Genomic DNA, 24095 nt, shown 5'->3' on the forward strand with positions numbered 1-24095 from the left:
TAATTAGACTACCTTCTGAAGATGTTTCTTTCGGTATGTTTTTTTTTTATAATTGATATCGTTTAGCTCGATTTCAAGCCCTTTACTGAGGGCATTCTGTTCGAAATCCCGAATCACTTCAAGCACATCTTTATCGATGAATTTGCTATCGTATCCATTTATTACCACGCGGTCTACCGATTTTGGAAGGTTGTATAGTTTTTGTTGGATAGGTACTTTATTCAGAAATGAGACTTCCTCAGCTAGTGTCAATACAGCTTGATTTTTATTATCCTTTTCTTCAATGCTAAATTTGTATGCGTTCTGCATGTTAGCCCGTAATATATAGAATGTGGCAACTACAATTCCTATTCCGACTCCCATTAATAAGTCTGTTGCGACGATGGCAACAACAGTAATAGTGAAGGGGATAAATTGATCTAAACCCTTGTTATACATTTGTTTGAAAAGCGCAGGCTTAGCAAGTTTATATCCGGTGTGTAATAAGATTGCAGCTAAACAAGATAACGGAATCAAATTGATAAGGGAGGGAATGGCAACCAACGCTGCCAGCAACCAAATACCATGAAAGATGGCGGACTGGCGGGTTCTACCCCCTGCATTTGCGTTTGCAGACGAGCGAACGATTACGGACGTCATCGGTAAACCACCCAATAAACCACTGGTGATATTTCCGACACCCTGCGCCACCAACTCTCTGTTGGTAGGGGAGTTCCGTTTGAAAGGGTCGAGTTTGTCTACCGCTTCTATGCTAAGAAGCGTTTCCAAACTGGCTATGATCGCGATGGTGACAGCTACTATCCAAACATCTTTATTTAAGATCTGTGTGAAATCAGGAAAAATAAATAATCCCGTAAATTCGGTAAATGAAGATACCACGGGGATAGATACAAAATGTTCTGAGTTTAACCCCCAAGAACTGCCTGCGAATGCTATGCTTAGTCCGATTCCGACAAGAACAACAACCAAAGGGGCAGGAACCTTATTTAAGGTTTTTATTGTTGGCCAATAGATGAGAATAGCCAATGACAAAAAGCAGATGATCGCAGCACCCCAATTGACCGCTGAAAAAATGGTGTCGGAGAAAGCAGTAATTCCACCCCCATTATCTAATTCAAAAGCGTGAGATTCAGAAAGACCTACTGCTAATGGCAACTGTTTTAGGATGATGGTAATACCGATCGCCGCAAGCATACCTAGAATCACTGCTGAAGGAAAATAATTTCCTATCATTCCAGCTTTCATAATACCTAATACCAGCTGAACTGCTCCAGCGATTAGTACCGCTAACAAGAAGGTTTCATATGCACCTAGATCCTGTATCGCTCCTAATACGATAACAGTTAATCCAGCGGCCGGCCCACTGACACTAAGTGGAGAACCCGATATCGACGCTACCACAATCCCCCCAATAACACCTGTTAATAATCCGGCAAATAATGGCGCACCGGATGCCATTGCAATACCCAAACATAGGGGTAAAGCTACCAGGAATACAACAATACTCGCTGGTAAGTCATATTTTAAGTCCCTTTTCGATAATTTTAGAAAAGCAGACATACGAGTTCCTAACATAATTTTATAAATTATTTTTTTAAATTTTACTGAATAAATCACAACAGATTACACTTGCTAAGTCATTAGCAAATAAACCATCCATACGATGTGCGAATTTAGCAGTTGGGAGGGGGGGTAGGTACGGTAGGGTGATACGAGACAATGCAGCGTTCGTTACGGAGGTAAGTCATGCTCTTGCTGTTGCTTTCGATAGTTGGATTGAAAGCTAGAAAATCTATTGCATCTGGTTTGAAAACTTTTACGCCATGCTCGTGGAGATCTTCATTATTTGAGTTGCTGTTGTTTTTTGCACTCTCAATTTCCAGTTGCATAACTACCTGAAGAATAGTTCCTTGGTCAACATTGTCAATAAAAATAGGTGTAGCAGAAATCAGCATCTTCAGGAAGAAGATAAAGAAACAAATCTTTGCTGATAATATTCTATATGCCTTATTATACATCTACTTTTATCGTATTGTCTTTCACAAAAATAGAATTATTCCGTAGAAAACCAAGGTTTATTTTAATTATATGGTATAAATATTACAAAACTTCCTAAGAAATCTATATTAAATAACAATTTGTTAATATTGAAATCTTTGCTTTGTTAAATATTGCGATAATCTCTTAAATATTTATAAATTCGATAGTTGAAACTTTCATTTATGTTGAGATCACATACTGTACAACATCTTGCCAGTAGATTATCGAAAGTTTACGTGCATTTCTTTAAAAGTTGAAATTTATTAATTGTATTATGAGCCAGTCATTTATCGATAACGTTAATGCATCTTATAATCCTAAAGGACCTTTTATACAACTAGGTTCAGGGATATTAAATGGAGAAGTCCGTACGAACGCAAAAGTAAATTTAGCGTTAAAAATGATGAACCGTCATGGGCTTATTGCCGGAGCTACGGGTACCGGTAAGACACGGACGTTACAGCTGATGGCAGAACAGCTCTCCGACGCAGGTGTGCCCGTGTTTATGCTAGATGTTAAAGGAGATCTATCGGGGCTGGCTGAGCCAGGTAATACAAATGATGCCTTATTGGAACGCGGTAATCTGGTAGGAATACCCTTTGTACCTTCCTCGTTTCCCATAGAGGTTTTTTCTCTTAGCGGTAATTTAGGATCTGCTATGCGTATTACTGTTGAAGATTTTGGGCCTATACTTCTTGCCAGGATTCTAGATCTTAATGAAACGCAGTCGGGTGTACTTAGTGCTATATTTAAGTATGCAGATGATACTAAACTACCATTGGTCGATCTTGACGATCTTAAAAAGTTGTTATCCTACTTATCTGAAGGAGCAGGAGCGGAGGAAATCAAGGCCGATTATGGAAAGATAAGCACGGCTAGCTCGGGCGCTATATTACGGAAAATCGTTGCCACCGAGCAACAAGGTGTCGCCCATATTTTTGGAGAGAAAGAATTTGATATTCAGGATTTATTCGGAAAAGTGGACGGCAAAGGTGTCATCACACTTTTAAACATATCCGATATCCAAGATCAACCCCTGCTATTTTCTACTTTCCTCTTAAGCCTATTGGCGCAGCTTTTCAAAAAAATGCCCGAGGTGGGGGATTTAGACAAACCAAAGTTAGTGTTTTTCTTTGATGAAGCGCATTTGCTTTTTAATGGTGCTTCCAAAGTCTTTTTGATGCAAGTCGAACAAATAGTTAGGTTGATCCGGTCTAAAGGAATAGGTGTGTTCTTTTGTACGCAAGCGGCTACCGATATTCCGGAAAGTGTTTTAGGGCAGTTGGGAAATCGAATCCAACATGCACTACGTGCCTTTACACCTAACGATGCTGAAAACCTCCGTAAGACGGTGAGAACGTATCCTACATCCGAATTCTATGAAATAGATAAAATTCTTACCTCGTTAGGTACAGGCCAGGCACTTGTTACGGTGTTAAATGATAAAGGAATTCCGACGGAAGTTGTCGCCACCCACCTGGTTCCGGCGCGGGCAATAATGGGACCAGCAGATCCTCAAACGTACGACAGCATTATTAAGAACTCGGAATACTATTCAAAGTATCAGGAACGAATAGAAAGGCGCACGGCATCCGAAATTATTGCAGAACGTCAATCTGCTGCTGAAGAAGAGCGCGTCCGCGAGAAAGCCCGGCAAGAGGCTGAAAAAGCGACAAGAACTCGAACAGGGTCGTCATCGCGTAGGCAAACACCTTTGGAGGCAGCTCAAACACAAGCAAGTCGAACGCTTGCCCGAGAGGGAGCTAAGTTGTTGGGGAAAATTGCTAACGGTATATTAAATTCAATATTTAAAAGGAAATAGTCTCAAAATCTTTATGTTTGTAAGATTATTGAAAAGAATTAACAAGGAAATTTTAATATGAGTAAACCTACATTACTAGTACTCGCTGCGGGTATGGCAAGCAGATATGGTTCGTTAAAACAAGTGGATAGTTTTGGTCCTCATGGTGAGACTATTATTGATTATTCTATTTATGACGCTATAAATGCAGGGTTTGGCAAAGTAGTCTTTATTATCCGTAAGGAATTCGAAGCCACCATGCGTGACAAATTTGACGAAAAATTAAAGGGAAAAATAGAGGTGGACTATGCATTCCAAGATTTTGATCTGCGTAAATTCGGTGTAGACAAAGATATCGTACGCGAAAAACCCTGGGGTACAGCTCATGCTGTGATGAGTGCAAAAGATATTATTCATGAACCATTTTGTGTGATCAATGCCGACGACTTCTATGGTACCGATGCCTTTCAAAAAATGGGTCAGTTCCTTACTTCCGAAGTGTCTGATACCCACATGTCATTAATAGGTTTTAAAGTGGGTAATACCCTTTCAGATTACGGATATGTATCGCGCGGCGTATGCGAAGTAAGTGATGAAGGCAATATGGCTTCGGTAATAGAAAGAACAAATATTTTTTACGTGTCTGATGAAGCGGGGAATAGAAAGATTGTTTACGAAGAGAACGGGGTACAATATGATCTTGATGCGGAATCACGGGTGTCTATGAATTTTTGGGGATTCACACCAAAGATATTTGAAATAGCACTGGATATGTTTCCTAAGTTTGTGGAAGAAAATGGCGATAATCCGAAATCTGAGTTCTTTATCCCTTCTGTACCAGATTATATGGTTAGGCAGGGATTAGCTGACTTCAAAGTGATACCGACCTCTGCCAAGTGGTTTGGTGTTACCTACAAAGAAGATAAGCCCATTGTACAGGAATCGATTTCAGCATTAATAGAAAACGGAACCTATCCAACGAAGTTGTTTTAAAAGTCCTGATAACAAAGAAAGCCCGAAGATCAAATCTTCGGGCTTTCTTTGTTATGTAAAAGAGTGAATTATTTTACTTCTTCGAAATCTACATCCTGTACATCATCAGCTCCACCTTGGTTAGCGTCAGCGCTACCTGTGTTAGCTTGACCTGCATCACCTTGTGGCTGTGAGCCACCTTGAGATGCTGCGTACATTTCTTCTGAAGCAGCGTTCCATGCATTTTGCAATTCAGCCGAAGCCGTATCAATGTCAGCAAAGTTTCTAGCTGCATAAGCTGCTTTTAACTTTTCTAAACCGGCATCGATAGGTGCTTTTTTGTCCGCAGAAATTTTGTCACCGTATTCTTTCAATTGTTTCTCTGTAGAAAAGATTAAGGCATCGGCACCGTTGATTTTATCCGCTTCTTCTTTTACCTTTTTATCCGCTTCTGCGTTAGCTTCCGCTTCTTGTTTCATTTTTTGGATATCTTCTTCGGATAGGCCTGAAGAGGCTTCAATACGAATATTTTGCTCTTTGCCAGTTGCCTTATCTTTAGCAGATACCTTGATAATACCATTTGCATCGATATCAAAAATCACCTCGATTTGTGGGATACCACGAGGAGCTGGAGGTATATCCGTTAACTGAAAACGTCCTAGGGTACGGTTTTGAGAGGCCATAGGTCGTTCACCTTGTAATACGTGAATTTCTACCGATGGTTGACTGTCAGACGCTGTAGAGAATGTTTCCGATTTTTTAGTTGGAATAGTGGTATTCGCTTCAATCAATTTCGTCATTACACCACCCATCGTCTCGATACCCAATGAAAGAGGCGTAACATCTAATAACAATACATCTTTTACCTCACCTGTCAATACACCACCTTGAATGGCTGCACCTAACGCAACTACCTCATCAGGATTAACGCCTTTTGATGGCTCTTTTCCGAAGAAAGCTTTAACCGAATCTACGATCGCGGGAATACGTGTAGATCCACCTACTAGAATGATTTCATCAATATCTGACGTGCTATAACCTGCATTTTTCAATGCTGTACGACAAGGGTCGATCGTGCGTTTGATCAAATCTGCTGCTAGGTTTTCAAATTTAGCACGAGATAACGTACGTACCAAATGTTTAGGTCCTGTAGCATCAGCTGTAATGTATGGTAGATTTATTTCCGTAGAAGATGTGCTTGATAATTCAATTTTTGCTTTCTCAGCCGCCTCTTTCAAACGTTGTAATGCCATTGCATCTTTCTTCAGATCAAAACCATTGTTTTCGTTTGCGAATTCTTCAGCCAACCAGTTGATAATCACATTATCAAAGTCATCTCCACCTAAGTGCGTATCACCATCGGTTGATTTTACTTCGAATACACCGTCGCCCAACTCCAATACGGATACATCATGCGTACCACCACCACAGTCAAACACGACGATTTTCATGTCTTTGTTTGCCTTGTCAAGACCGTAGGCTAAGGCTGCCGCTGTAGGCTCATTAATGATACGTTCTACTTTAAGACCTGCAATTTCGCCCGCTTCTTTAGTCGCTTGGCGTTGTGCATCATTGAAATATGCCGGTACAGTGATTACCGCACGACTTACTTCTTGACCTAAATAATCTTCCGCAGTCTTTTTCATTTTCTGAAGTATCATTGCTGATATTTCCTGAGGAGTATATTTACGGTCGTCAATTTCTACTCGAGGCGTATTGTTATCACCTTTAACAACTTTATAAGGGATATGAGAAATTTCTTTTTGTGCTTCGTTAAAAGAAGTTCCCATAAAACGTTTAATGGAATATATGGTTTTATGCGGATTTGTAATAGCCTGACGTTTAGCTGGATCACCAACTTTTCGCTCACCACCATCTACAAACGCCACAATAGAAGGTGTAGTACGTTTACCTTCATTGTTGGCAATAACTACCGGTTCGTTACCTTCCATTACAGCAACACATGAATTGGTAGTACCTAAGTCGATTCCTATAATTTTTGACATATCTTGTATTTTGTTTTTTTACTTAATTTAAATAGTTGTTTCGTATATAACAACCCTTATGCCAAGAAGTAAAAACTGCTTTATGCCTGAAAATGGGATCCATATTGTCGGAAATATGACATAATTTTGTGACAAACTGTCATTTTTTATTATACCCACTTAATATATTAATTGTTCTAATATCAACTTTTTGTTGGATGTATTGTTGTCCTCTCTTCCGCGCGAAAAGAAACGTCCAAAACTTTCCGAAAATTCGTTTACCCCCATGCTTTTTACTTTTTTGTCCTTCCAGTTTGTCGGAACGGGCTCGTTAGAATAGGTTACCTTAGTCGCCCAATAATGTATATGCATCTCGGGTATAACTAATCCCATGATCATTCCGGGTAGACCATGACTTAAAGCTGGCCCGGCAGATACAGGTATCTGATCCGTGTAATAGGCGATGAGATACAATGAGTCCGGAGTTGCACCATTTACCCGGCGACACTCATAACCGGCAATCGTACGATATTCGTCGGTAAAGCGCCATGTAATGGGTGATAGTGAATCGCTAAGCATGTATTTTTCATCAATTTCAACCTGTATCTCAGCGGTCTGATCTTTTAAGTTCTGATAAAGCACTTTACTGTTATTACCGCCCATCCGCCTCATACTTATGTTCATTCCCCCCCTTGATCCACGATTTCCACCAGAAAATCCCATCGTCGCTCTTCTTGAAGGTCCGCCGCCAGATTGGCTGTTCTCCTCTTCTTCAACGGCCGTCATCAAACTTTGCTTTTCATCAAACGTGAGTTCAAAGTATTGGGTAGAAGATTCCGGCATATTTTCAAGATTTCCTCCCATGCGCATTCCGCCTCCACCCGGTCCTCTACCGGCATTGTTGCCCGCGTCCATTTTCGCCATTAGATCCCGCATCCGGGCCCTAGTATAGGTGATCTTTTCAAATGATATTTTGCCATGTGTTGCAAAGTATGCATACTGCGCCTGTGAATCGTGTATGACGAATAAAGTCAGTAGAGCGAATAATATCCTAGTCATTTTTTTTACCTAAATTTTTGTTAAAATCCCATTTTAATCCAACAAGTACGTACTGTGTTAATATAAGTTGCCTTGATTCGGTGAAATCCGTGTCAGAAATGCTTCTATTGACGTTGTTGAATGTATTGAAGATATCAAATGCTTTGACGCTAGCTATCAAGCTTTCGTTCTTTAATAGTTTTTTGCTCAACTCTACATTCGCGTAGAATTGGTGTATGGATTGGGGGTAGAGTTTAGTTGGTCCTTCGTACGAATAGTTGACATTGGTCGTCGCCTGGAATTTCCACGGGAAAAAGTACTTAATATAGCCAGCGCTGCTGCCTGTCATATTGGTGTAGTTGAGATCCGATCGTAAACTATTAAGCTGATTATTTGCTCCGATACGAGCATTAACCTCAAAGTCAAAGCCTTTCGCATTCTGTTCGTTCACGCCTATACCAATATTACCGTTGGTGTTTTGAAGATTATTTAGTTCGAATGACATAGATTCTGAATTCTCAATAAAGCTAAAGCTGTTCTGATAGTTAAGGCTGGAGAAAATATTAAACTGCACCTGCTTGTTAAACATAGGCTTGTTAAAATTCCCATTCATGCTAGCGCGCCAAGTGGATTTGTCACTGATGTTGACGTATGAGCTTCTTGTTACGTTGGTTTCCCGGTCAATTTGTAGTTGGTTGATAATAGGATTTACAACAAATCCAATATCTCCATTTAGGTTTAGATTGGTACCCTTTAGGAGGCTGATGGTATTGTAGTTTAAACGAAAATTATTGTTTGTTGCTCGTTCCAGATCGGGGTTCCCGATGGGTATAAACAATTCGTTGCGTCGGGGTTGCGTGGGCTGTAGCTGCTCGAAAGATGGAATGGTATTGCTATTTTGATAAGAAACCCGTAGATTCTTTCTGGAAGAAAGTCGATAGTTGATATCCATATTGAAGCTATTGTCCCAGAAACTCCGAGATAAGTCTACATCACGGTAGCTGTCTTCCAGATTTTGATTTTTATAAAGCGTTTTGTTCGACACATTGATATTGAGAAGTTCATGGTTGAAGTTCATCGTTGCATTAATTCCCTGGTTGGTCGAAAAATCATGCTGGCGCTGCGAATAATTGAGATCGAGTTCCGATGGGGTGCCGTTGGCGTCGAGATCAAAAGCATCAAGAAAATTCTTCCTATTCGAGTTCGAAAAGCTATACCCCAACGAGTAATTAATCTGTTGGCTCAAGCGATTGCCGAAGTTGGCCTCCGCCGAGAAATTGTTGGAAAAGTTATCACCCAATCGTCTTTGGTCGATATTTGTTTCTGTATTTTCTATAAATTGTGTTGTCGTTTCGTCCGTGCGATTTTCGGAGTCCGATTTCGAATAATCATTGCTTACATGTACATTTAAGGAAGCTCCTTTTTTATTCAGCCGTTTTCTGTAGTTTAAGCGAATGTCGTTTGATCTGCTATCTGTCTTTGTATTTTGATCACTTTCAAATTCGTTAATATCGTTCCCCCCTTCTCCACGCGTCTTGCTGTTGGAACTGTTTCCGCTTTCTTGTTGGGATAAACCTGCATTGATACGCACGTCCATATTCTGAGTGGAGTCGATACGTATTCTGAACTGGGATCGGACACCATGAGACTGATTGTTGCTCATGGATCTAGAAGTACGGGTCGTCTCCCTTACTTCTCCATTCGACTGGATCTGTTTATTAAAGCTGTCTCTCTCGTTGCGGTTGCTGTTATCATTTAAATTATAGTTCGCATTTACATTCAGCTTTCTGTCAAAAAATTGATTTTCATAGTTCGCGCCTATGGAGGTGAAGACAGGTTCGCCCTGTATCTGATTATTCATGCGTAGGTTTCCTTCTCTGCCCGATGCACCCATATTGTTCGTGTTGGCCGTTACGCCCATGCGTTCTGTTCGGTTGAACTTGGCTGCAAAAAGATTGCCTGCGTATAAATTGTCGGTGCCGTACAGCGCTTCTAGATTACCGAAAACACCTTCTCTAGCTTCTTCTTTGAGTACCACGTTCACCGTTTGTAGACGTACGCCGTCGTCAATACCCGTAAGTTCGGACTGTTCAGAGCGCCGCTCATATACTTGTACTTTGTCCACTGCATCGGCCCTTACGTTTCGAATAGCAATCTTTGGGTCATAGCCAAAGAACTCTTCTCCATCAATCAGAACTTTCGAAACAGATTTACCCTGGGCCGTGATCGCACCATCTGCAGATACCGTGAGTCCCGGCAGCCTTCGGAGCAAGTCTTCCAGCTTGGCATTTTTTTCAGTTTCAAAACTGCCGGCATCATATTCAATGGTGTCGCCCTTGAGGGTTATTGGTAATTTCTGTTTAACGATTACTTCCTCAATAAGATTTGCCTGAGAACTGATCTTAATACTTTCCAGATTGAGATCTTCATTTTCTACCACTATTGGTTGAGAATACACTTCAAATTTAGGATAAGAGACCAAAAGCAGATAGGATCCTGTTATTACGTTCTTAAGTTGAAATTTTCCATTTTCATCGGCCCGTACGAAATATTTCATGATCGAATCTTGATCTAATAGAACGATAGAGGCGTTGGCCAACGGACCATCATCGGCTTGATCGGCGATTTTTCCGGCGACAGAGACCTGACTTATGGCGAGGTGACCTAAGAATAGAAATATGAATAATGCTGAAATCCTTTTCATTAAATTGGTTGATATCTTTTCAAAGATAGTGGGTAGAAGTATTAATTAGTGTTAAATGAATTGCAACATTTTTATGGTTTTTAGGTGGATAAGATTCTCTATTTTTGCATCAAAATTGAAATAATGATATTTGAAGAATACCTTACTTACTTTGAGTCTATAGTAGCAAATCCGACAGATCACCCTATTTATGCGGATCCTGAATACTTAAGCTACACCAAGTTGAACTGGTCCAGAATGAACCGTTGGTTAAAAAAGTTTGAGGCAAATGTGGATACACAAACCGTTATTAATGCTATTCAGTTGCCACAACAGTGGATTTTGATCACCGAGCCTTGGTGCGGAGATGCAGCACATTCCGTTCCGCAGATTTATAACATGGTGAAGAATAATCCGTACATACAGCTGGAAATTCAACTGCGGGATTCCCCTCCTTTATTGATTAATGATTACTTAACCAACGGCGGTAAATCTATTCCGAAGCTGATAATCCGTAATGCAGATAAGAAAGATTTAGGTGTCTGGGGGCCAAGACCGGAAAAAGCAAGTCTTCTCTTTCAAGCAATGAAATCTGATAGAAAATCTTTTGACGAAATAAAAGAAGCCTTACAACGCTGGTATAATGAGGACAAGGGACAAGAGATTCAGCGAGAGCTTGTAGCGTTATTGGTAACCGGTAACTAGTTATTAGTGAGTTGTTTTTTGTCAGGTTTTATTACTAAATTGGTGTTATATTATTAATGACTATGCATATAGAAGAGCTTCACCAATATTGTCTAGGAAAAAAGGGTGTGACCGAGGAATTACCCTTTGGGCCGGATACCCTGGTATTCAAAGTTATGGGGAAAGTATTCTTACTTGTAGGACTGGATCAGGTAGATCATTTGAGCTTTAATGTTAAATGCGACCCCGAGTATGCAGTTGAGCTGCGACAGCAGTATGAGCAAAGTGTGTTGCCGGGGTACCATATGAACAAAAAGCATTGGAATACGGTATACGTAAATCGCGAGCTTGATGATGAATTCTTAAAAAAGCTGATTGATCACAGTTACAATCTGGTAGTAGAAGCCTTGCCTAAAAAGTTGAAGGCGGAAGTTGAAAAAATTAGTTAAATTTAAGGATGAAAGTAACCATAACTTTTATACTTATTATCTGTATGCTTTACGCAAAAGGACAGACCGAAGGCAAGCTTATTTTGATCGGCGATCAATTTACATTTACGGAAGGGCCGGCAGTTGATTCAAAAGGGAATGTTTATTTCACCGATCAGCCGAATAACAGCATCTGGAAGTACACTTTTGATGGCCAATTAGAAGTATTTCTAGAACCAGCGGGTCGATCCAATGGGTTGTATATTGACAAAGATGACCACATCATCGCGTGCGCCGATGAGAAAAATGAATTGTGGCGGATTTCACCTCAAGGCAAAGTCGAAGTTTTGTTGGATCACTATAAGGGCAGGAAACTAAACGGTCCAAACGATGTATGGGTTTCGCCTGCAGGAGGTTACTACTTTACAGACCCCCATTATCAGCGCGAGTATTGGACCCGTAAAGGTAAAGAAATCGAGGAGGAAGCCCTGTATTTATTTCAAGATGACGTACTCACGCAGTTGGATGCAGATTTCATAAAGCCCAATGGGATTGTAGGTGCAGCAGATGGACGGCTTCTTTATGTAGCCGATATCCGAGCAGATAAGACGTATGTGTACGATATAGATGAAAAAGGAACCCTTGTTAATAAGAAACTGTTTTGCAGTCAAGGTTCCGATGGGATGACCATAGACCGGAAAGGCAATGTCTATTTATCAGGTAAAGGCGTAACAGTTTATAATGCCCAAGGCCAAAAAATACACCATATCGATGTGCCAGCAAACTGGACCGCTAATGTCTGCTTTGGTGGAAAAGAAAAAGAGTACCTCTTTATAACTGCCTCGGAAAAAATATTCAAAATATATCCCGATTGGTAGGAGAGAGGAGTTTGAACGTATCTCAGCCTAAAGCGTTACGTTATATAATATTTAGCAGGTCAAGGGGGCGATGTATGATATGATCTGCACCATGCTCTCTGAGTTCGCTTTCTGTTCTGAAACCCCACGTCGCCCCTACAGCAGTCACGTCGGCACAATTAGCTGTTTGCATGTCTACAGAAGAATCTCCAATATAAAAACAATCGGCTTTACTCACGTTCAACCTTCGCAACGTATCAAAAACGATGTCAGGATCTGGTTTGGCTGGATGATTATCCCGATGACCCAAGACAAGATCAAATTGGATTGTTGGAAAATAATGGTCGACAAGGTGTACTACAGCTTCGTGATACTTATTAGAAGCTACACTGATCTTAAACCCTTCATGTTTCAGTGCGTTCAGTAAAGGTACGATACCATCATAAGGTTGTGTCAAGTCTTTAGCATGCAGGTTGTAATATGTTGTGAATTCCACTTTCAACCTGTCGATTGTTTCATCCGTTCTAGCGCTCTCTGGGAGTGCCCGTTCGACTAGTTTTCGTATGCCGTTCCCCACAAATATTTTATAGTCATCAATAGGGTGTGTCGGAAAATCATGTGCTTTAAGAATATGATTACAACTTTTAGCAAGATCAGCTAAGGTGTTAATCAGTGTTCCGTCTAAATCAAAAATAATAAGCTTCATTGCGCAAAGCTATAAAATACTTACTTGATAAACTCCCTTACTAACCGTGTAGTAGTACTTTACTTAGATCCATAGCAATATATACATTGCATCTAGCAGTGGGATTGTTGTATACACGATAAAAGTATATACAACACTGACTTTACAGCGACTTATGAAAACGATCTGTACAAATTAGGCATTATTTGATCTGGTCGATTAATCCCGTAATCGTATTAAGCACGCGTTCTCTGTCGGATTCGGTATTTATATCAATTCCACAGAATGTGCTTCCATTTATAGCCGAATGTATAGTAAGATAATATATCCCACTCACCAGCAATGCCAATAATGGTGGAATGTCCGTCTTGAAATCCTGTTGTTTGATGAAATCAGCGATCATTTGGTTTCCAATCTGTTCTCGATCTCGGGCAATTTTTTTCAATGTTTCATTGCCTTCACTTAATTCCCAAATTAATAGCTGCTTCAGTAGATCACTTTCGTAGATAGACGAGAATTGATTGGTCAAAACCTCTTTGACCGTTTCTTTATTCATCTCTTTCGGAACCTCCATTTTTGATAGCCAAAAATCGTTTCTTCGGAGAAATTCGGTGAGCAATCCTTCCAGATCTCCAAAATGGAAATAAATTAATTTTTTATCTACATTTGAAGCATCACATATAGGCTGCACTTTTAACTCCGTAAAACCTTTTTCGGTAAGTACTTTTTCTACCGCACCTAATAACTTTGATTTAGTGATTAAAGATTTTTTTGTTTTTTTGTTCTCAATCATGTAATAAAGATATATTAAATTTTTGTTTCAGCATATCGAAACTATTAAGGGTCTGTCTAATTGTTCTTTAGTGTGGACCGCCAATACACTCATCCGGATACGGCAGTCTTTCATGGAGACAGCTAGCTTCAATATTCCCCAAATAAGTTAAGAACTGTTGGTGCATCACCATCCTTTCCTGAAAACTCAAAACCTGCGGATTTTCAAAAGTTTTGAAAGCGTGTTCTTTGAGGGATATATTCATAATATATATGGTTATTGGAATCGCCCTCTAAAGTAAGATATTTTTACTTTAAATTCAAATGGCTTAAACCAAAAAAATAAAAATTGCATCGAGAAGGTCGAAATCCGATAGCTATAAAACTAGGTTGAAGGGAGAAAATTAGCACCATAGCTATATAACCGAATTCGGTTCCATTCGGATTCATCTAATTCGTTACGGCGCGCCGCTATAATCTCCTCAGGTATTTCATAATCCATCCCTTCCGTGTAGGCAATGTACCGAAATGCATTGTGCTTCCACGCCTGAAAAAGTATTCCAGCAGTCAGGTTGGCATAAAAATGGCAATAGAGGGTCTGTTCAAGCATTTCCCTATCGTCTGTTTTTATTAACGGAATCGCTATCTGTTCAAGGTAGGTGCAAAATTGGATAAATTTTGCTTCATCCAGCTGCTTGTCAAAATAATGAAGTACGGTATCGATAAAACTTCGCTCCGGTCTGTTGTCGAAAAGTTGCAGGGTGCCGTGTTTGAGCAGGCAGTAGTATTGATCGTCCGGATCAGGAGTGTTGTTTCGGGTTACGGGAGCTCTCATGTCGACCAATGTATCCTCTCCTAATAAAGTCATTAGTATCCCAAAGTCCGCAGCTGTTTCTAAAAGTTTACACCCTGTTGCCCGCGATTCACCTTGGTCAGTTGTTGTTTTCTTTTTAAAAGCAACGATCTGTTTTCGTTTTAGCTCGCCTAGGGGCTTTCGGTAGAAACTATTGATATGTAAAAAGACGGAACCCGAGCAGACTGTTTGTATCGTGCCGAAGCCTTTTTCATTATTAAACCAATTTATAGCTCCTAGTATCATCTTTATTCTCTATTTTGATTAAGTTTTTTCTAATGCGATAAGCGATTAGGGTGTCGTCGTGAGTAGCATGTTGAAAGATTTTCAAGAGAGCATGTCAGCGCCTTAGGTTGTCCGGCGATCGAATCAAAATACATCTTATGACCTGGATGAAACCCGAAATTTGAAAACCTTAGCTTTGCGATAAACGCACGATACACGGGATTTGTTTTATGTATGGGAGAATTACACCTTATTTTTGTTCGAGGATTCATTTTTAATAAATTGCGGACCATCCGCTTGCTAATAATTGTATGCTAAATTTATATATAGCCATTGATTTCCAGGAAATTTGAGTCAAGGTACTGAAATTTTCCGTTTCCACCAATTTTTTTCTATTTGAACGATTATTTAGGGATTAATGCTCAAATAGAAAATCCCCGGCAAAAGCGGGGATCTTCTGTTTTGCGTACCAAGCAGGCTATTTTTTAAGTGCGTCATCATATTTCTTACTTACTTCCTTCCAGTTGATCACCGTCCATATGGTACTTAAGTAATCCGCTCTTTTATTTTGATACCTTAAGTAATATGCGTGTTCCCACACATCGATACCTAGGATAGGAGTACCTTTTTCCTCTACCACATCCATTAGTGGGTTGTCTTGGTTGGGAGTCGAAGACACAAAGAGTTTACCATCTTTACCTACAGACAACCATGCCCATCCTGAGCCAAATCGATCTGCGCCAGCTTTACTAAGCTTTTCTTTCAGGCCGTCTAATGATCCAAAAGAGGCTTTAATTGCGCTAGCAAGTTTTTCAGTAGGTTGCGTATTTTTTTCGGGTGTTAATATTGTCCAAAAAAGCTCATGATTATAATGTCCACCAGCGTTATTTCTGACAGCAGGGCTGCCTGTTGAAACCTTGGATAGGATGTTCTCTAAATTTTCTTTTTCCAATGATGTACCCGCGATAGCCTTATTAAGGTTGGCCGTATAGGCAGCGCCATGCTTCGAATAGTGGATCTCCATAGTTTTCGCATCAATCGCACCTTCTAATGCGTCGTAAGAATAAGCCAATGGCGCTTGCTTAAATTGCGCCAGGGCAATCTGTCCAGAAACGAGGGCAGCAAATAAAATCGTGGTTTTAACTAATTTCATGTTTCTAAATATGTTTTATAATACGCGATAAAGATAAGGATACTTAAGCCAAAAATTCAAGTACATTATCCCGTACTTCCAACAAAAGTGGATTCTTTAACGGCAATACCAGTTCGTCATCAACATGCATGTGCTTACTATCGCATTCGATCGTTAGCTCCTTGGCTTTAAATGTTTTCCAGCTAAATGTCGCTTCCGCATCGGTTATCAGTTCTTTGATGTATTGTGCAAATTCTTCCCGCTGCGCTTCGTCGACGATCACCACGTCAAAAAGACCATCATCGGTTTCGGCACTAGGAGATAAAATCAGATTTGGTCCGATGGATTGGATATTCATTACCTCCAACAGAAGAGATTTACCTTCGTAAATGTTATTGTCGGCTTTAATCCGGTAATTGGTTGCCTTCGCAGATAAAATAATGTCATGTAAAACCTCGAGCGCGAGCTGCAGTTCATCTTTCGCTGTTTCGACATGACTAATGTCTATGCTTTCCATTTTTTTTATCAATTTTGGGAAAACACCGTACCCGGCACCTTCCAAGAAGAAATCTGTCGTATCCGCGTTTTTAATGATGCCGACATCAAACCGTTGGAGCGTCGCTTTTCCCCAATTTTCAATAAGATGTTCAGAATCGTGATCTCTGTCAATGCCTAATGTTTTGCATAGGTTGTTAGCTGTACCCATAGGTAATAACGCGATAGGTAACTTTTTGTCGAGTGCATTTCTTTTTACCAATTCTTTTACCACCCTTCGTACGGTGCCATCACCACCGGCTACCACAGCAAAATCAGCCTGATCCAATTGTTGTTTCCAAGTATCTTCTTTTTTTACAGAAAAATAGACACAGCCATAGCCTGCGGCCTCAATAGATTTAACCAGATCCGACTTTAAATGATCTTCGTCTCCTGCTCCTGGGTTATGTAATAAAATTGCTTGTTGCATGAATAGAATTTATACATAAACAATTACTTCGGGTCATTTGTTGTTAGGTATATAAAATATTTATCTGCTAGAAACTATGAGGATCTTAATTACAAACGACGATGGTATTTATAGCCCAGGGATTGCATCCCTTGCAAAAGTGGCTAAAAAATTCGGGGAAGTACGGGTAGTAGCACCGGATGTGGAGCAATCTTCCATGGGGCATGCCGTCACACACTCACGCCCTTTAAGCTATAAAAAATCACCGATAGAATTTAAAGATATCGAAGCGTATCGAGTAAATGGCACGCCGGCCGATTGTGTAGCCATGGGCATGCATCTGTGGAGCAATGTAGATGTAGTGCTTTCCGGAATAAATATGGGTCCGAATCTTGGAAATTCCATGTGGCACTCCGGCACATTGGCTGCCGCTAAGCAGGCCGTACTTTTTGGAATCAAAGGTATTGCGTTGAGTACGCCTGTGGGTAAAACCGAGCCTGACTTCGAGTCGTTAGAATCCTACGTGGAACGAACGCTTGAGTTGTTACTGCAAGACAATGAACTAGCTTTATACAATGTTAACTTCCCTGCCAATCCTACGGATATTGTATGGACAAGGCAATCCGTCAGGTTGTATGATGGTACGATTATCCCCGGTACCGATCCGATGGGTCGAAAGCATTATTGGTTTACCGTTTCACCATTAGAGCCGGCAGATGAAGGTACCGACCGTTGGGCTGTCGAAAATGATATGGTTTCTATTACCCCGTTGCGTCTTGACCTAACGCATGAAATCACCTTGAAGGAGAAACTGACAGAAAAATAGCCTGTCAGTAACCTTTCGAATGATGAAATAATTCATCTCTTATCTTCACTTAAAGCCTTGCGCTTTGTTTCATCATCTTTTTATTCTGTAGCATAAAGGTGCTAATAAGTGCAATTCCGCATATGGATTGTTCGATTATTCATATTTATAATATGATTTATGCGTGTTTGTAACAAAAGTAACAAAATAATGCATTGTTGTGAATTAATTGTTATACTTGCTTAACCAAATGTAAATCCTTGCCATTTAGTGGGATAACTATGATTACAGAATAACGATGTAACCTTAGCTGAATGAATGATTTTTTGCAATTAGCCAAAATTTAATACTATGAAATATGTGATTTTACTCTTTCTTTGGTGTTTTAGTAGTCAACTCTCAGCTCAGCAGCTTATGCCCATTGAACACGCTGTCTTAGTCGATACGTCAAGTTTCTACTATATTGATTTCGACCGATACCCCTCTGATGACGCACAACTGCCGATCGGTGTGTTTGATTCTGGAACCGGTGGACTGACTGTGTTAGATGCTATTGTACGATTTGATGCTTATGGTAATGGTGATCAGACAAAGGGGGGCGATGGCCAGGTCGATTTTGGAAAGGAGCGATTTATTTATTTAGCCGACCAAGCCAATATGCCTTACGGAAATTACCACAGCGAGCATAAAACCGATTTGCTGACCGAGCACATCTTAAAGGATGTACAGTTTTTACTGTCGGATCGGTATTATCCTGATGCAAAAGCTAAGTCCTCTTTGGGTAAGAAACAACAAATCAAAGCGCTGGTCATCGCCTGTAATACGGCTACCGCCTACGGAAAAGAGAGCATCGAAGCCTTTCTACAGAAAGCAGGAATAAATATACCGGTTATTGGGGTCATCGATGCAGGAGCCAGAGGAGCCTTGGATGTATTCGGTCCAACGGAGGATGGTTCTATTGGTGTCTTTGCTACCGTAGGTACCATCGCTTCTAATGGATACGAGCGCACGATTCTGCGCATTAAGAATGAGCGGGGCTACTCCGGCGATATTCAGGTCTATAACCAAGGCGGGCATGGCGTGGCCGAAGCCGTCGATGAAGAACCCGATTTTATCAACCACCAATCCGCATCACCCCGCTCAAATTACCGTGGGCCGGGATTGACGCATCCCGATTATGCGATTGACAAAGCGTTGATGGATGTTTATGCGTTCGATTTTCGTGATGGCGATATGTTGTGTGATAAAGAATCAACCATGGATTGCAATATTCTGCAGTTGAATTCTACCGAAAACTACATACGTTACCATTTAGTATCCCTGATGGAACAATTGCGAAACCATGCTGGCGCAAGACCGCTAAAGGCCTTGTTGCTGGGATGTACACACTACCCTTATCTTACCGACGAAATCCAGAAAGTTCTTGCGGAGCTTTACAATTATCAGCGAGACGGTAAATACATTTATCGGCCCTTTATGGACGAGAATGTCGTTCTGATTGATCCCGCCGAAAACGTATCCCATGAGCTTCATGCCTATTTGCAAGATAAGCGTTTATTCAACCCGTCGGGCAACTTAAAGGGAAGTAAATTTTTTATCAGTGTGCCTAACCCTGATAATCCGGCTGTAAAAATGGATAGTCTGGGACGTTTTACGTACGATTATAAATATGGACGGAATGTCGGCGACATCCAGGAATATGTGAAAGTAGTACCATTCGATCATGCTAATATCCCTAACGAAGTTGTACATCGTATGGAATCTGCTATTCCTGAAACATTTAAACTAATTAATGCTTTGCACCGACCTCAAGAATCCATCAATGCGGAAACCATTAAATAATATAAAAAAATACCGATATGAAGTATAGGCTCGTAATAGGGATATCTATGTTGTGGTTATTTCTCAGCATTCCATCTATTGTTTCTGCTCAATCGTTGTCGGACCAGGTTATCATCCGGCGTACCGCATATGGTGTGCCACACATTTATGCGGATAACCTGCGAGCAGCGGGTTATGCAATGGGCTACCTTCAATTAGAAGATTACGGAACACGGGTGGTTAGTGATTTAGTGCAAGCACGGGGCGAGTGGGGGCGCTACCATACCGTTCGCAATCCTGAAGCGCAGATTGACGAGGATGCGGCCGCACTGCAGAGACATGTACGCGCTTCCGAAACGTATCCGTTGTTACACGTCGATACACGCGATATGTTGCAAGGGTTTGCCGAAGGCGTAAACCGATACATAGAGTTGCATCCCGAGGAATTCCCCAGCTGGATCCAACCCAATTTCTCGGGAACTGATGTACACGCCAAGGGGGTAGGGGGGCACAGTAACGCATCTGTCAAGCGTTTTATCGAACAGCAGAAACAGCGGCATAAGCTGGAAAGCGAAGCAAATTACGCAGTTTGGGCCCGGTTGCCGTTAGGAGATGAAAAAAGTCATCCCGATGATGGCTCCAACGCCTGGGCACTGGCACCAAGCCGGACCACCTCAGGAAAGGCTATTTTACTTCGTAATCCACATTTATCTTGGGGTGCCGGCTATTACGAAGCACATATGATTGTACCAGGGAAGCTCAATTTTTACGGTGATTTTCGCATCGGTAGTCCCATCGGTATTATCGGTGGATTCAACGAATACTTAGGGTGGTCGACGACCAACAATTATCCAGATATTGATGAAATTTACGCATTGGAAATCGTTCCTGGCTGTCCAGATCATTTCCTGCTAGACGGTATAGCACATCCCCTTGAAAAGAAGGAAGTAACTGTTGCGTACAAGGAGGGAGATGCTGTCGGGAAGGCGAAGCGGGAATTTGTTTCTACCCCTTTTGGTCCTGTCATCCATCGTGACGAACGCCATATCTATATCATCCGAGCTGCCGGAGATGGTGAATACCGAACCAGCGAGCAGTTTTTACGGATGATGATGGCCCGTAATCTCGACGAGTGGAAGGAAGCGATGCGATTACACGCCAAGACAACTTCTAACTTTACCTACGCAGATGCTAAGGGTAATATTTTTTATGTATGGAATGCCATGGTACCACATTTACCTCATTCGTCAGGTGGAGATACCGTAGCCGTTTTGGCAACACGTACCGATCAGATCTGGAAAACAATAGTCCCGTGGGATGAGCTACCCCAATTGACCAACCCTGAAGGCGGATATCTTCGTAACGAAAATGACCCCTTCCACTATACCAATCTGAATGCCATATTTGATCCGGCGGACTTTCCGGTTAATTTCCCTGAACCGAAGCTGCGTTTACGGAGTCAGCATTCGCTTGAATTAATTGCCAACGAGCGTAAGTTTTCTTTGGAAGATGTTATCCGGCAGAAACATAGCAAGCGTATGTTGCTTGCTGATCGGGTAAAGGACGATTTGGTCGCTGCAGTAAAGCGAGTCGGAGCCACAGGGGAAGTAGCTAAAGCAATAGACCTTTTGGATGGATGGGATAATACATCAGCAGCGGATAGCCGTGGAGGTCTGTTGTTCGAGATTTGGTGGCACCGTTATTTAAGGCTTTCAAACGGTGGAAACACGGTGCCCTCAACACCCGTCTCAGCCGGATATTCTGCCGAAGCAGATTCGTTGTTTGCCGAACCATGGTCTCCAGAGCGTCCTACCACTACACCCAATGGACTGGCTAGTCCATCCCGTGCTGTTGATGCATTCGAATGGGCGGTAGAAAACTGTAAAAAGGAATTTGGATCGTGGGACGTTCGTTGGGGGGATGTTCATCGGGCGCGTATGGGATCCAAGGAATATCCTGTAGGTGGCGGTTCCGGCGATATGGGTAATTTCAGGGTATTGAACTTTGAAACACATCAAGAGCACAAACAGAAACGTCAAGTGAGCGGAGGTGACTGCTGGATACTAGCCATTGAGTTCGGTGATACGCCCCGTGCATATTCGGTGTTGGCTTACGGACAAAGTAACCAAACGGATTCCCCTCATTATAACGATCAGCTGGAGTTGTTCGCTAATGACAAATTGAAGCCGGTGGCGTTTACGGAGGAAGCCGTCAAGCAACAGCTTCTTAAAGAATACCGCCCGGGTAAGGCAGAATCTATTAATTAACAACATAACTTATGAAATATTTGATTTTACTCCTTCTTTGGATTTGCACAAGTATCACCCTCTGGGCTCAGGAGCTCACCATGGAGCAATTTACCTCCTATCCATTCCCTTCCGAGTTAGTCTCTGCGGCTACAGGCAACCGCATAGCCGTGGCTATTAACGAACAGGGACGCCGCAACATTTATGTGGCCGAAGGACCCCAATTCGAACTCCGTAAACTAACTGCTTATGATGAGGATCTAGGCGATGAAATCACGAGTCTACAGCTTTCCCCAGATGGGCAGTGGGTGGTCTTTGTTAAAGGAGGCGACCACGGCGGCTCCAATTCGAGTACGCCGCGTAATCCCGCCTCCCTACCGGTTGCTACGAAAGTTCAGATATGGAGCATGCCCTTCGAGGGCGGTGAACCTAGGCTGCTCGTAGATGCAGATAATCCCCGAATTTTACCCGATGGCAAGCGGATATCGTTTCCGCGGCAAGGGCAAGTGTGGGTATGTCCGATCGACGGATCGGGCAAAGCCGAACAGTTGTTCTACGCACGCGGATCCATTGGTTCTTTAGATTGGTCTCCAGATGGAAAGAGCTTGGCGTTTATCTCCTCGCGTGGTGGACATTCGTTACTTGGTGTGTATCGTGATAAGAAAACACCTATTCAGTGGATATCCCCCACTTTTGCCCGTTATGGATCGCCAAAATGGTCGCCAGATGGAAAGGAAATCGTTTTTATTAGAAGAGAGGCAGGTGGTGGAGCGCCCGATTCGATCTTGGCTCCAACGATCAGTCCCTGGTCCATTTGGAAGGCAGATGTGGCAGATGGGCATATCAAGCAGCTGTGGAGTTCTCCGAAAACGCCGGAAGGTTCTGCGTCAGGTGGCAACCTGTATTGGTCAACCAAAGGACGGATCACTTTTCTGTCATACCATGATGGCTGGCAACATCTGTATTCGATCCCGGAAGGAGGTGGTGAAGCCCTGCTACTAACACCCGGTAACTTCATGGTAGAACATGTTAAGCCTTCACCCGATGGGAGCTGGCTTTTGGCCAGCGCCAATACAGGGCCGGATGCAGACGATATCGATCGTAGACACCTCATTCGTACAGCAGTAGATAGAGCCGATATGCAGGTCGTCACCCCAGGAACTGGTATAGAAACATATCCCACCATTACGGGAGACGGGAAGCACCTGATATTCCTTAGCGCGACGGCCACCCGCCCATCCGTGCCTGCAGTACTTCCCTGGCCTAATTCCAAAGAAGATATACGACTGCTCGGCGAACACTTGATCCCAGCCTCTTTGGCAAGCGCCCCTTTGGTGACCCCAAAACGTGTCGAGTTTAAAGCCGCGGATGGTGTGACGGTTTATGCGCAACTGTTCGAGCCAAAAGAAGGGAGAAGCAAGAAGCCCGCGATTGTGTTTATCCATGGCGGTCCTCAACGGCAGATGCTGCTAGGTTGGCATTATGGCGATTACTATTCCAATACCTATGCATTGAACCAATATTTAGCCAGTCGAGGCTTTATCGTCCTTTCGGTAAACTACCGCTTAGGGATAGGCTATGGGTTTGATTTTCATAGGCCCCCATTTGCGGGAAGATACGGAGCTTCCGAATATCAGGATGTCAAAGCAGCTGGCGAGTGGTTAGCGGCCTTGCCTCAAGTTGACCATAAGCGGATAGGCGTGTATGGCGGTTCTTACGGTGGGTTCCTTACGGCGCTAGCTTTGGGTAAAGATTCGGATCTGTTTGCAGCGGGTGTAGATATCCATGGTGTGCATAATTACATCGGTCGTACCTCCTCATCCAGTGCAGAACCTGCTCCCGATGTGGCAAAAGCGATTGAACTAGCCATAACATCTTCACCAGTATCCTACGTCGATAGTTGGAGGTCTCCCGTGTTATTCATCCATGGCGATGATGATGCCAATGTCGATTTCGGGCAAACAACAGATCTCATCAGACGGTTCGAGCAAAAAGGAAAACCCTTTGAAGCCATTGTTGTACCCGATGATACACACCATTGGATGTTGTACAAAAATCAGGTGTTAGTGGATCAAGCGATAGCCGATTTTCTTCAAAAACATTTAAAACCCTAATAGATACTAAAT

Annotated in this window: 20 protein-coding genes; 9 read left to right on the plus strand and 11 right to left on the minus strand. The window is 42.1% G+C overall.

What is annotated here, in order from left to right; all coding sequences use genetic code 11:
• Positions 1-3: 3 nt before the first annotated feature.
• Both FAZ19_RS02185 and FAZ19_RS02190 read right to left on the minus strand, forming a co-directional pair.
• Positions 4-1575: a SulP family inorganic anion transporter gene (locus tag FAZ19_RS02185; protein ID WP_136818960.1), complete on the minus strand. Its 1572-nt coding sequence runs from the start codon at positions 1573-1575 to the stop codon at positions 4-6.
• A gap of 98 nt (positions 1576-1673) precedes the next feature.
• The gene (locus FAZ19_RS02190) at positions 1674-2018 is read right to left on the minus strand and encodes a hypothetical protein (RefSeq protein WP_229707296.1); all 345 of its coding nucleotides are present in this window, start codon (positions 2016-2018) and stop codon (positions 1674-1676) included.
• A gap of 296 nt (positions 2019-2314) precedes the next feature.
• Between FAZ19_RS02190 and FAZ19_RS02195 the strand changes: the two genes are divergently transcribed.
• Together FAZ19_RS02195 and FAZ19_RS02200 are read left to right on the plus strand one after the other, a co-directional pair.
• Positions 2315-3862, plus strand: coding sequence for a helicase HerA-like domain-containing protein (locus FAZ19_RS02195; RefSeq protein WP_136818961.1), 1548 nt, complete (start codon positions 2315-2317; stop codon positions 3860-3862).
• Positions 3863-3919: 57 nt separating this feature from the next.
• Positions 3920-4834 carry a sugar phosphate nucleotidyltransferase gene (locus FAZ19_RS02200; protein ID WP_136818962.1) on the plus strand — a complete coding sequence of 305 codons (915 nt, stop codon included), beginning with the start codon at positions 3920-3922 and terminating at the stop codon, positions 4832-4834.
• A 68-nt stretch (positions 4835-4902) separates the two neighbouring features.
• Here the strand turns inward: FAZ19_RS02200 and dnaK are convergent, their stop codons facing one another.
• The 3 genes from dnaK to FAZ19_RS02215 all read right to left on the minus strand — a co-directional run bounded on the left by dnaK (position 4903) and on the right by FAZ19_RS02215 (position 10540).
• Positions 4903-6819 (minus strand): molecular chaperone DnaK, encoded by a 1917-nt coding sequence (gene dnaK / locus FAZ19_RS02205; protein WP_136818963.1) that lies wholly within the window; start codon positions 6817-6819, stop codon positions 4903-4905.
• Between the two features lie 159 nt (positions 6820-6978).
• Positions 6979-7857: a GLPGLI family protein gene (locus tag FAZ19_RS02210; RefSeq protein ID WP_136818964.1), complete on the minus strand. Its 879-nt coding sequence runs from the start codon at positions 7855-7857 to the stop codon at positions 6979-6981.
• Positions 7850-10540, minus strand: coding sequence for a TonB-dependent receptor (locus FAZ19_RS02215; protein ID WP_136818965.1), 2691 nt, complete (start codon positions 10538-10540; stop codon positions 7850-7852). Before FAZ19_RS02215 ends, FAZ19_RS02210 begins: the two co-directional genes overlap by 8 nt.
• Positions 10541-10663: 123 nt before the next feature.
• Here FAZ19_RS02215 and FAZ19_RS02220 point away from each other — a divergent pair, with 123 nt between their 5' ends.
• From FAZ19_RS02220 to FAZ19_RS02230, 3 genes are all read left to right on the plus strand, one after another.
• Positions 10664-11224 (plus strand): thioredoxin family protein, encoded by a 561-nt coding sequence (locus FAZ19_RS02220; protein WP_136818966.1) that lies wholly within the window; start codon positions 10664-10666, stop codon positions 11222-11224.
• A gap of 62 nt (positions 11225-11286) precedes the next feature.
• Positions 11287-11652, plus strand: coding sequence for an MmcQ/YjbR family DNA-binding protein (locus FAZ19_RS02225; RefSeq protein ID WP_136818967.1), 366 nt, complete (start codon positions 11287-11289; stop codon positions 11650-11652).
• A gap of 44 nt (positions 11653-11696) precedes the next feature.
• Positions 11697-12509, plus strand: coding sequence for an SMP-30/gluconolactonase/LRE family protein (locus tag FAZ19_RS02230; protein WP_229707295.1), 813 nt, complete (start codon positions 11697-11699; stop codon positions 12507-12509).
• Positions 12510-12549: 40 nt separating this feature from the next.
• Here FAZ19_RS02230 and FAZ19_RS02235 read toward each other — a convergent pair whose 3' ends face one another.
• The 6 genes from FAZ19_RS02235 to FAZ19_RS02255 all read right to left on the minus strand — a co-directional run bounded on the left by FAZ19_RS02235 (position 12550) and on the right by FAZ19_RS02255 (position 17118).
• Complete coding sequence (locus FAZ19_RS02235; protein WP_136818969.1) at positions 12550-13194, minus strand: HAD family hydrolase; 645 nt, start codon at positions 13192-13194, stop codon at positions 12550-12552.
• Positions 13195-13375: 181 nt separating this feature from the next.
• Positions 13376-13966, minus strand: coding sequence for a TetR/AcrR family transcriptional regulator (locus FAZ19_RS02240; RefSeq protein ID WP_136818970.1), 591 nt, complete (start codon positions 13964-13966; stop codon positions 13376-13378).
• A gap of 67 nt (positions 13967-14033) precedes the next feature.
• Positions 14034-14210 (minus strand): hypothetical protein, encoded by a 177-nt coding sequence (locus tag FAZ19_RS23760; RefSeq protein ID WP_169305538.1) that lies wholly within the window; start codon positions 14208-14210, stop codon positions 14034-14036.
• A gap of 119 nt (positions 14211-14329) precedes the next feature.
• Positions 14330-15043, minus strand: coding sequence for a cold-shock protein (locus tag FAZ19_RS02245; RefSeq protein ID WP_136818971.1), 714 nt, complete (start codon positions 15041-15043; stop codon positions 14330-14332).
• 457 nt (positions 15044-15500) lie between these two features.
• Positions 15501-16175 (minus strand): superoxide dismutase, encoded by a 675-nt coding sequence (locus FAZ19_RS02250; RefSeq protein WP_136818972.1) that lies wholly within the window; start codon positions 16173-16175, stop codon positions 15501-15503.
• Positions 16176-16218: 43 nt separating this feature from the next.
• Positions 16219-17118, minus strand: a complete 900-nt coding sequence (locus tag FAZ19_RS02255) for a diacylglycerol/lipid kinase family protein (protein ID WP_136818973.1) — start codon at positions 17116-17118, stop codon at positions 16219-16221.
• Between the two features lie 76 nt (positions 17119-17194).
• Between FAZ19_RS02255 and surE the strand changes: the two genes are divergently transcribed.
• The 4 genes from surE to FAZ19_RS02275 all read left to right on the plus strand — a co-directional run bounded on the left by surE (position 17195) and on the right by FAZ19_RS02275 (position 24083).
• Positions 17195-17923 (plus strand): 5'/3'-nucleotidase SurE, encoded by a 729-nt coding sequence (gene surE, locus FAZ19_RS02260; protein ID WP_136818974.1) that lies wholly within the window; start codon positions 17195-17197, stop codon positions 17921-17923.
• Positions 17924-18253: 330 nt separating this feature from the next.
• Complete coding sequence (locus tag FAZ19_RS02265; protein ID WP_136818975.1) at positions 18254-19744, plus strand: glutamate racemase; 1491 nt, start codon at positions 18254-18256, stop codon at positions 19742-19744.
• Positions 19745-19761: 17 nt separating this feature from the next.
• On the plus strand, positions 19762-21990 hold the full coding sequence (locus FAZ19_RS02270) for a penicillin acylase family protein (protein WP_136818976.1): 2229 nt from the start codon (positions 19762-19764) through the stop codon (positions 21988-21990).
• 11 nt (positions 21991-22001) lie between these two features.
• Complete coding sequence (locus FAZ19_RS02275; protein WP_136818977.1) at positions 22002-24083, plus strand: S9 family peptidase; 2082 nt, start codon at positions 22002-22004, stop codon at positions 24081-24083.
• The last annotated feature ends 12 nt before the right edge of the window (positions 24084-24095 follow it).

The organism is Sphingobacterium alkalisoli (assembly GCF_005049105.1).
GTDB classification, from domain to species: Bacteria; Bacteroidota; Bacteroidia; order Sphingobacteriales; family Sphingobacteriaceae; genus Sphingobacterium; species Sphingobacterium alkalisoli.

Coding starts and splice junctions, on each gene's coding strand:
- FAZ19_RS02195 (WP_136818961.1), top strand. CDS start 2,315: ATGAGCCAGTCATTTATCGATAACGTTAATGCATCTTATAATCCTAAA.
- FAZ19_RS02245 (WP_136818971.1), bottom strand. CDS start 15,043: ATGATACTAGGAGCTATAAATTGGTTTAATAATGAAAAAGGCTTCGGC.
- FAZ19_RS02270 (WP_136818976.1), top strand. CDS start 19,762: ATGAAGTATAGGCTCGTAATAGGGATATCTATGTTGTGGTTATTTCTC.
- FAZ19_RS02215 (WP_136818965.1), bottom strand. CDS start 10,540: ATGAAAAGGATTTCAGCATTATTCATATTTCTATTCTTAGGTCACCTC.
- FAZ19_RS02240 (WP_136818970.1), bottom strand. CDS start 13,966: ATGATTGAGAACAAAAAAACAAAAAAATCTTTAATCACTAAATCAAAG.
- FAZ19_RS23760 (WP_169305538.1), bottom strand. CDS start 14,210: ATGAATATATCCCTCAAAGAACACGCTTTCAAAACTTTTGAAAATCCG.
- FAZ19_RS02185 (WP_136818960.1), bottom strand. CDS start 1,575: ATGTTAGGAACTCGTATGTCTGCTTTTCTAAAATTATCGAAAAGGGAC.
- FAZ19_RS02255 (WP_136818973.1), bottom strand. CDS start 17,118: ATGCAACAAGCAATTTTATTACATAACCCAGGAGCAGGAGACGAAGAT.
- FAZ19_RS02190 (WP_229707296.1), bottom strand. CDS start 2,018: ATGTATAATAAGGCATATAGAATATTATCAGCAAAGATTTGTTTCTTT.
- FAZ19_RS02235 (WP_136818969.1), bottom strand. CDS start 13,194: ATGAAGCTTATTATTTTTGATTTAGACGGAACACTGATTAACACCTTA.
- FAZ19_RS02275 (WP_136818977.1), top strand. CDS start 22,002: ATGAAATATTTGATTTTACTCCTTCTTTGGATTTGCACAAGTATCACC.
- FAZ19_RS02225 (WP_136818967.1), top strand. CDS start 11,287: ATGCATATAGAAGAGCTTCACCAATATTGTCTAGGAAAAAAGGGTGTG.
- dnaK (WP_136818963.1), bottom strand. CDS start 6,819: ATGTCAAAAATTATAGGAATCGACTTAGGTACTACCAATTCATGTGTT.
- FAZ19_RS02220 (WP_136818966.1), top strand. CDS start 10,664: ATGATATTTGAAGAATACCTTACTTACTTTGAGTCTATAGTAGCAAAT.
- FAZ19_RS02230 (WP_229707295.1), top strand. CDS start 11,697: ATGCTTTACGCAAAAGGACAGACCGAAGGCAAGCTTATTTTGATCGGC.
- surE (WP_136818974.1), top strand. CDS start 17,195: ATGAGGATCTTAATTACAAACGACGATGGTATTTATAGCCCAGGGATT.
- FAZ19_RS02250 (WP_136818972.1), bottom strand. CDS start 16,175: ATGAAATTAGTTAAAACCACGATTTTATTTGCTGCCCTCGTTTCTGGA.
- FAZ19_RS02265 (WP_136818975.1), top strand. CDS start 18,254: ATGAAATATGTGATTTTACTCTTTCTTTGGTGTTTTAGTAGTCAACTC.
- FAZ19_RS02200 (WP_136818962.1), top strand. CDS start 3,920: ATGAGTAAACCTACATTACTAGTACTCGCTGCGGGTATGGCAAGCAGA.
- FAZ19_RS02210 (WP_136818964.1), bottom strand. CDS start 7,857: ATGACTAGGATATTATTCGCTCTACTGACTTTATTCGTCATACACGAT.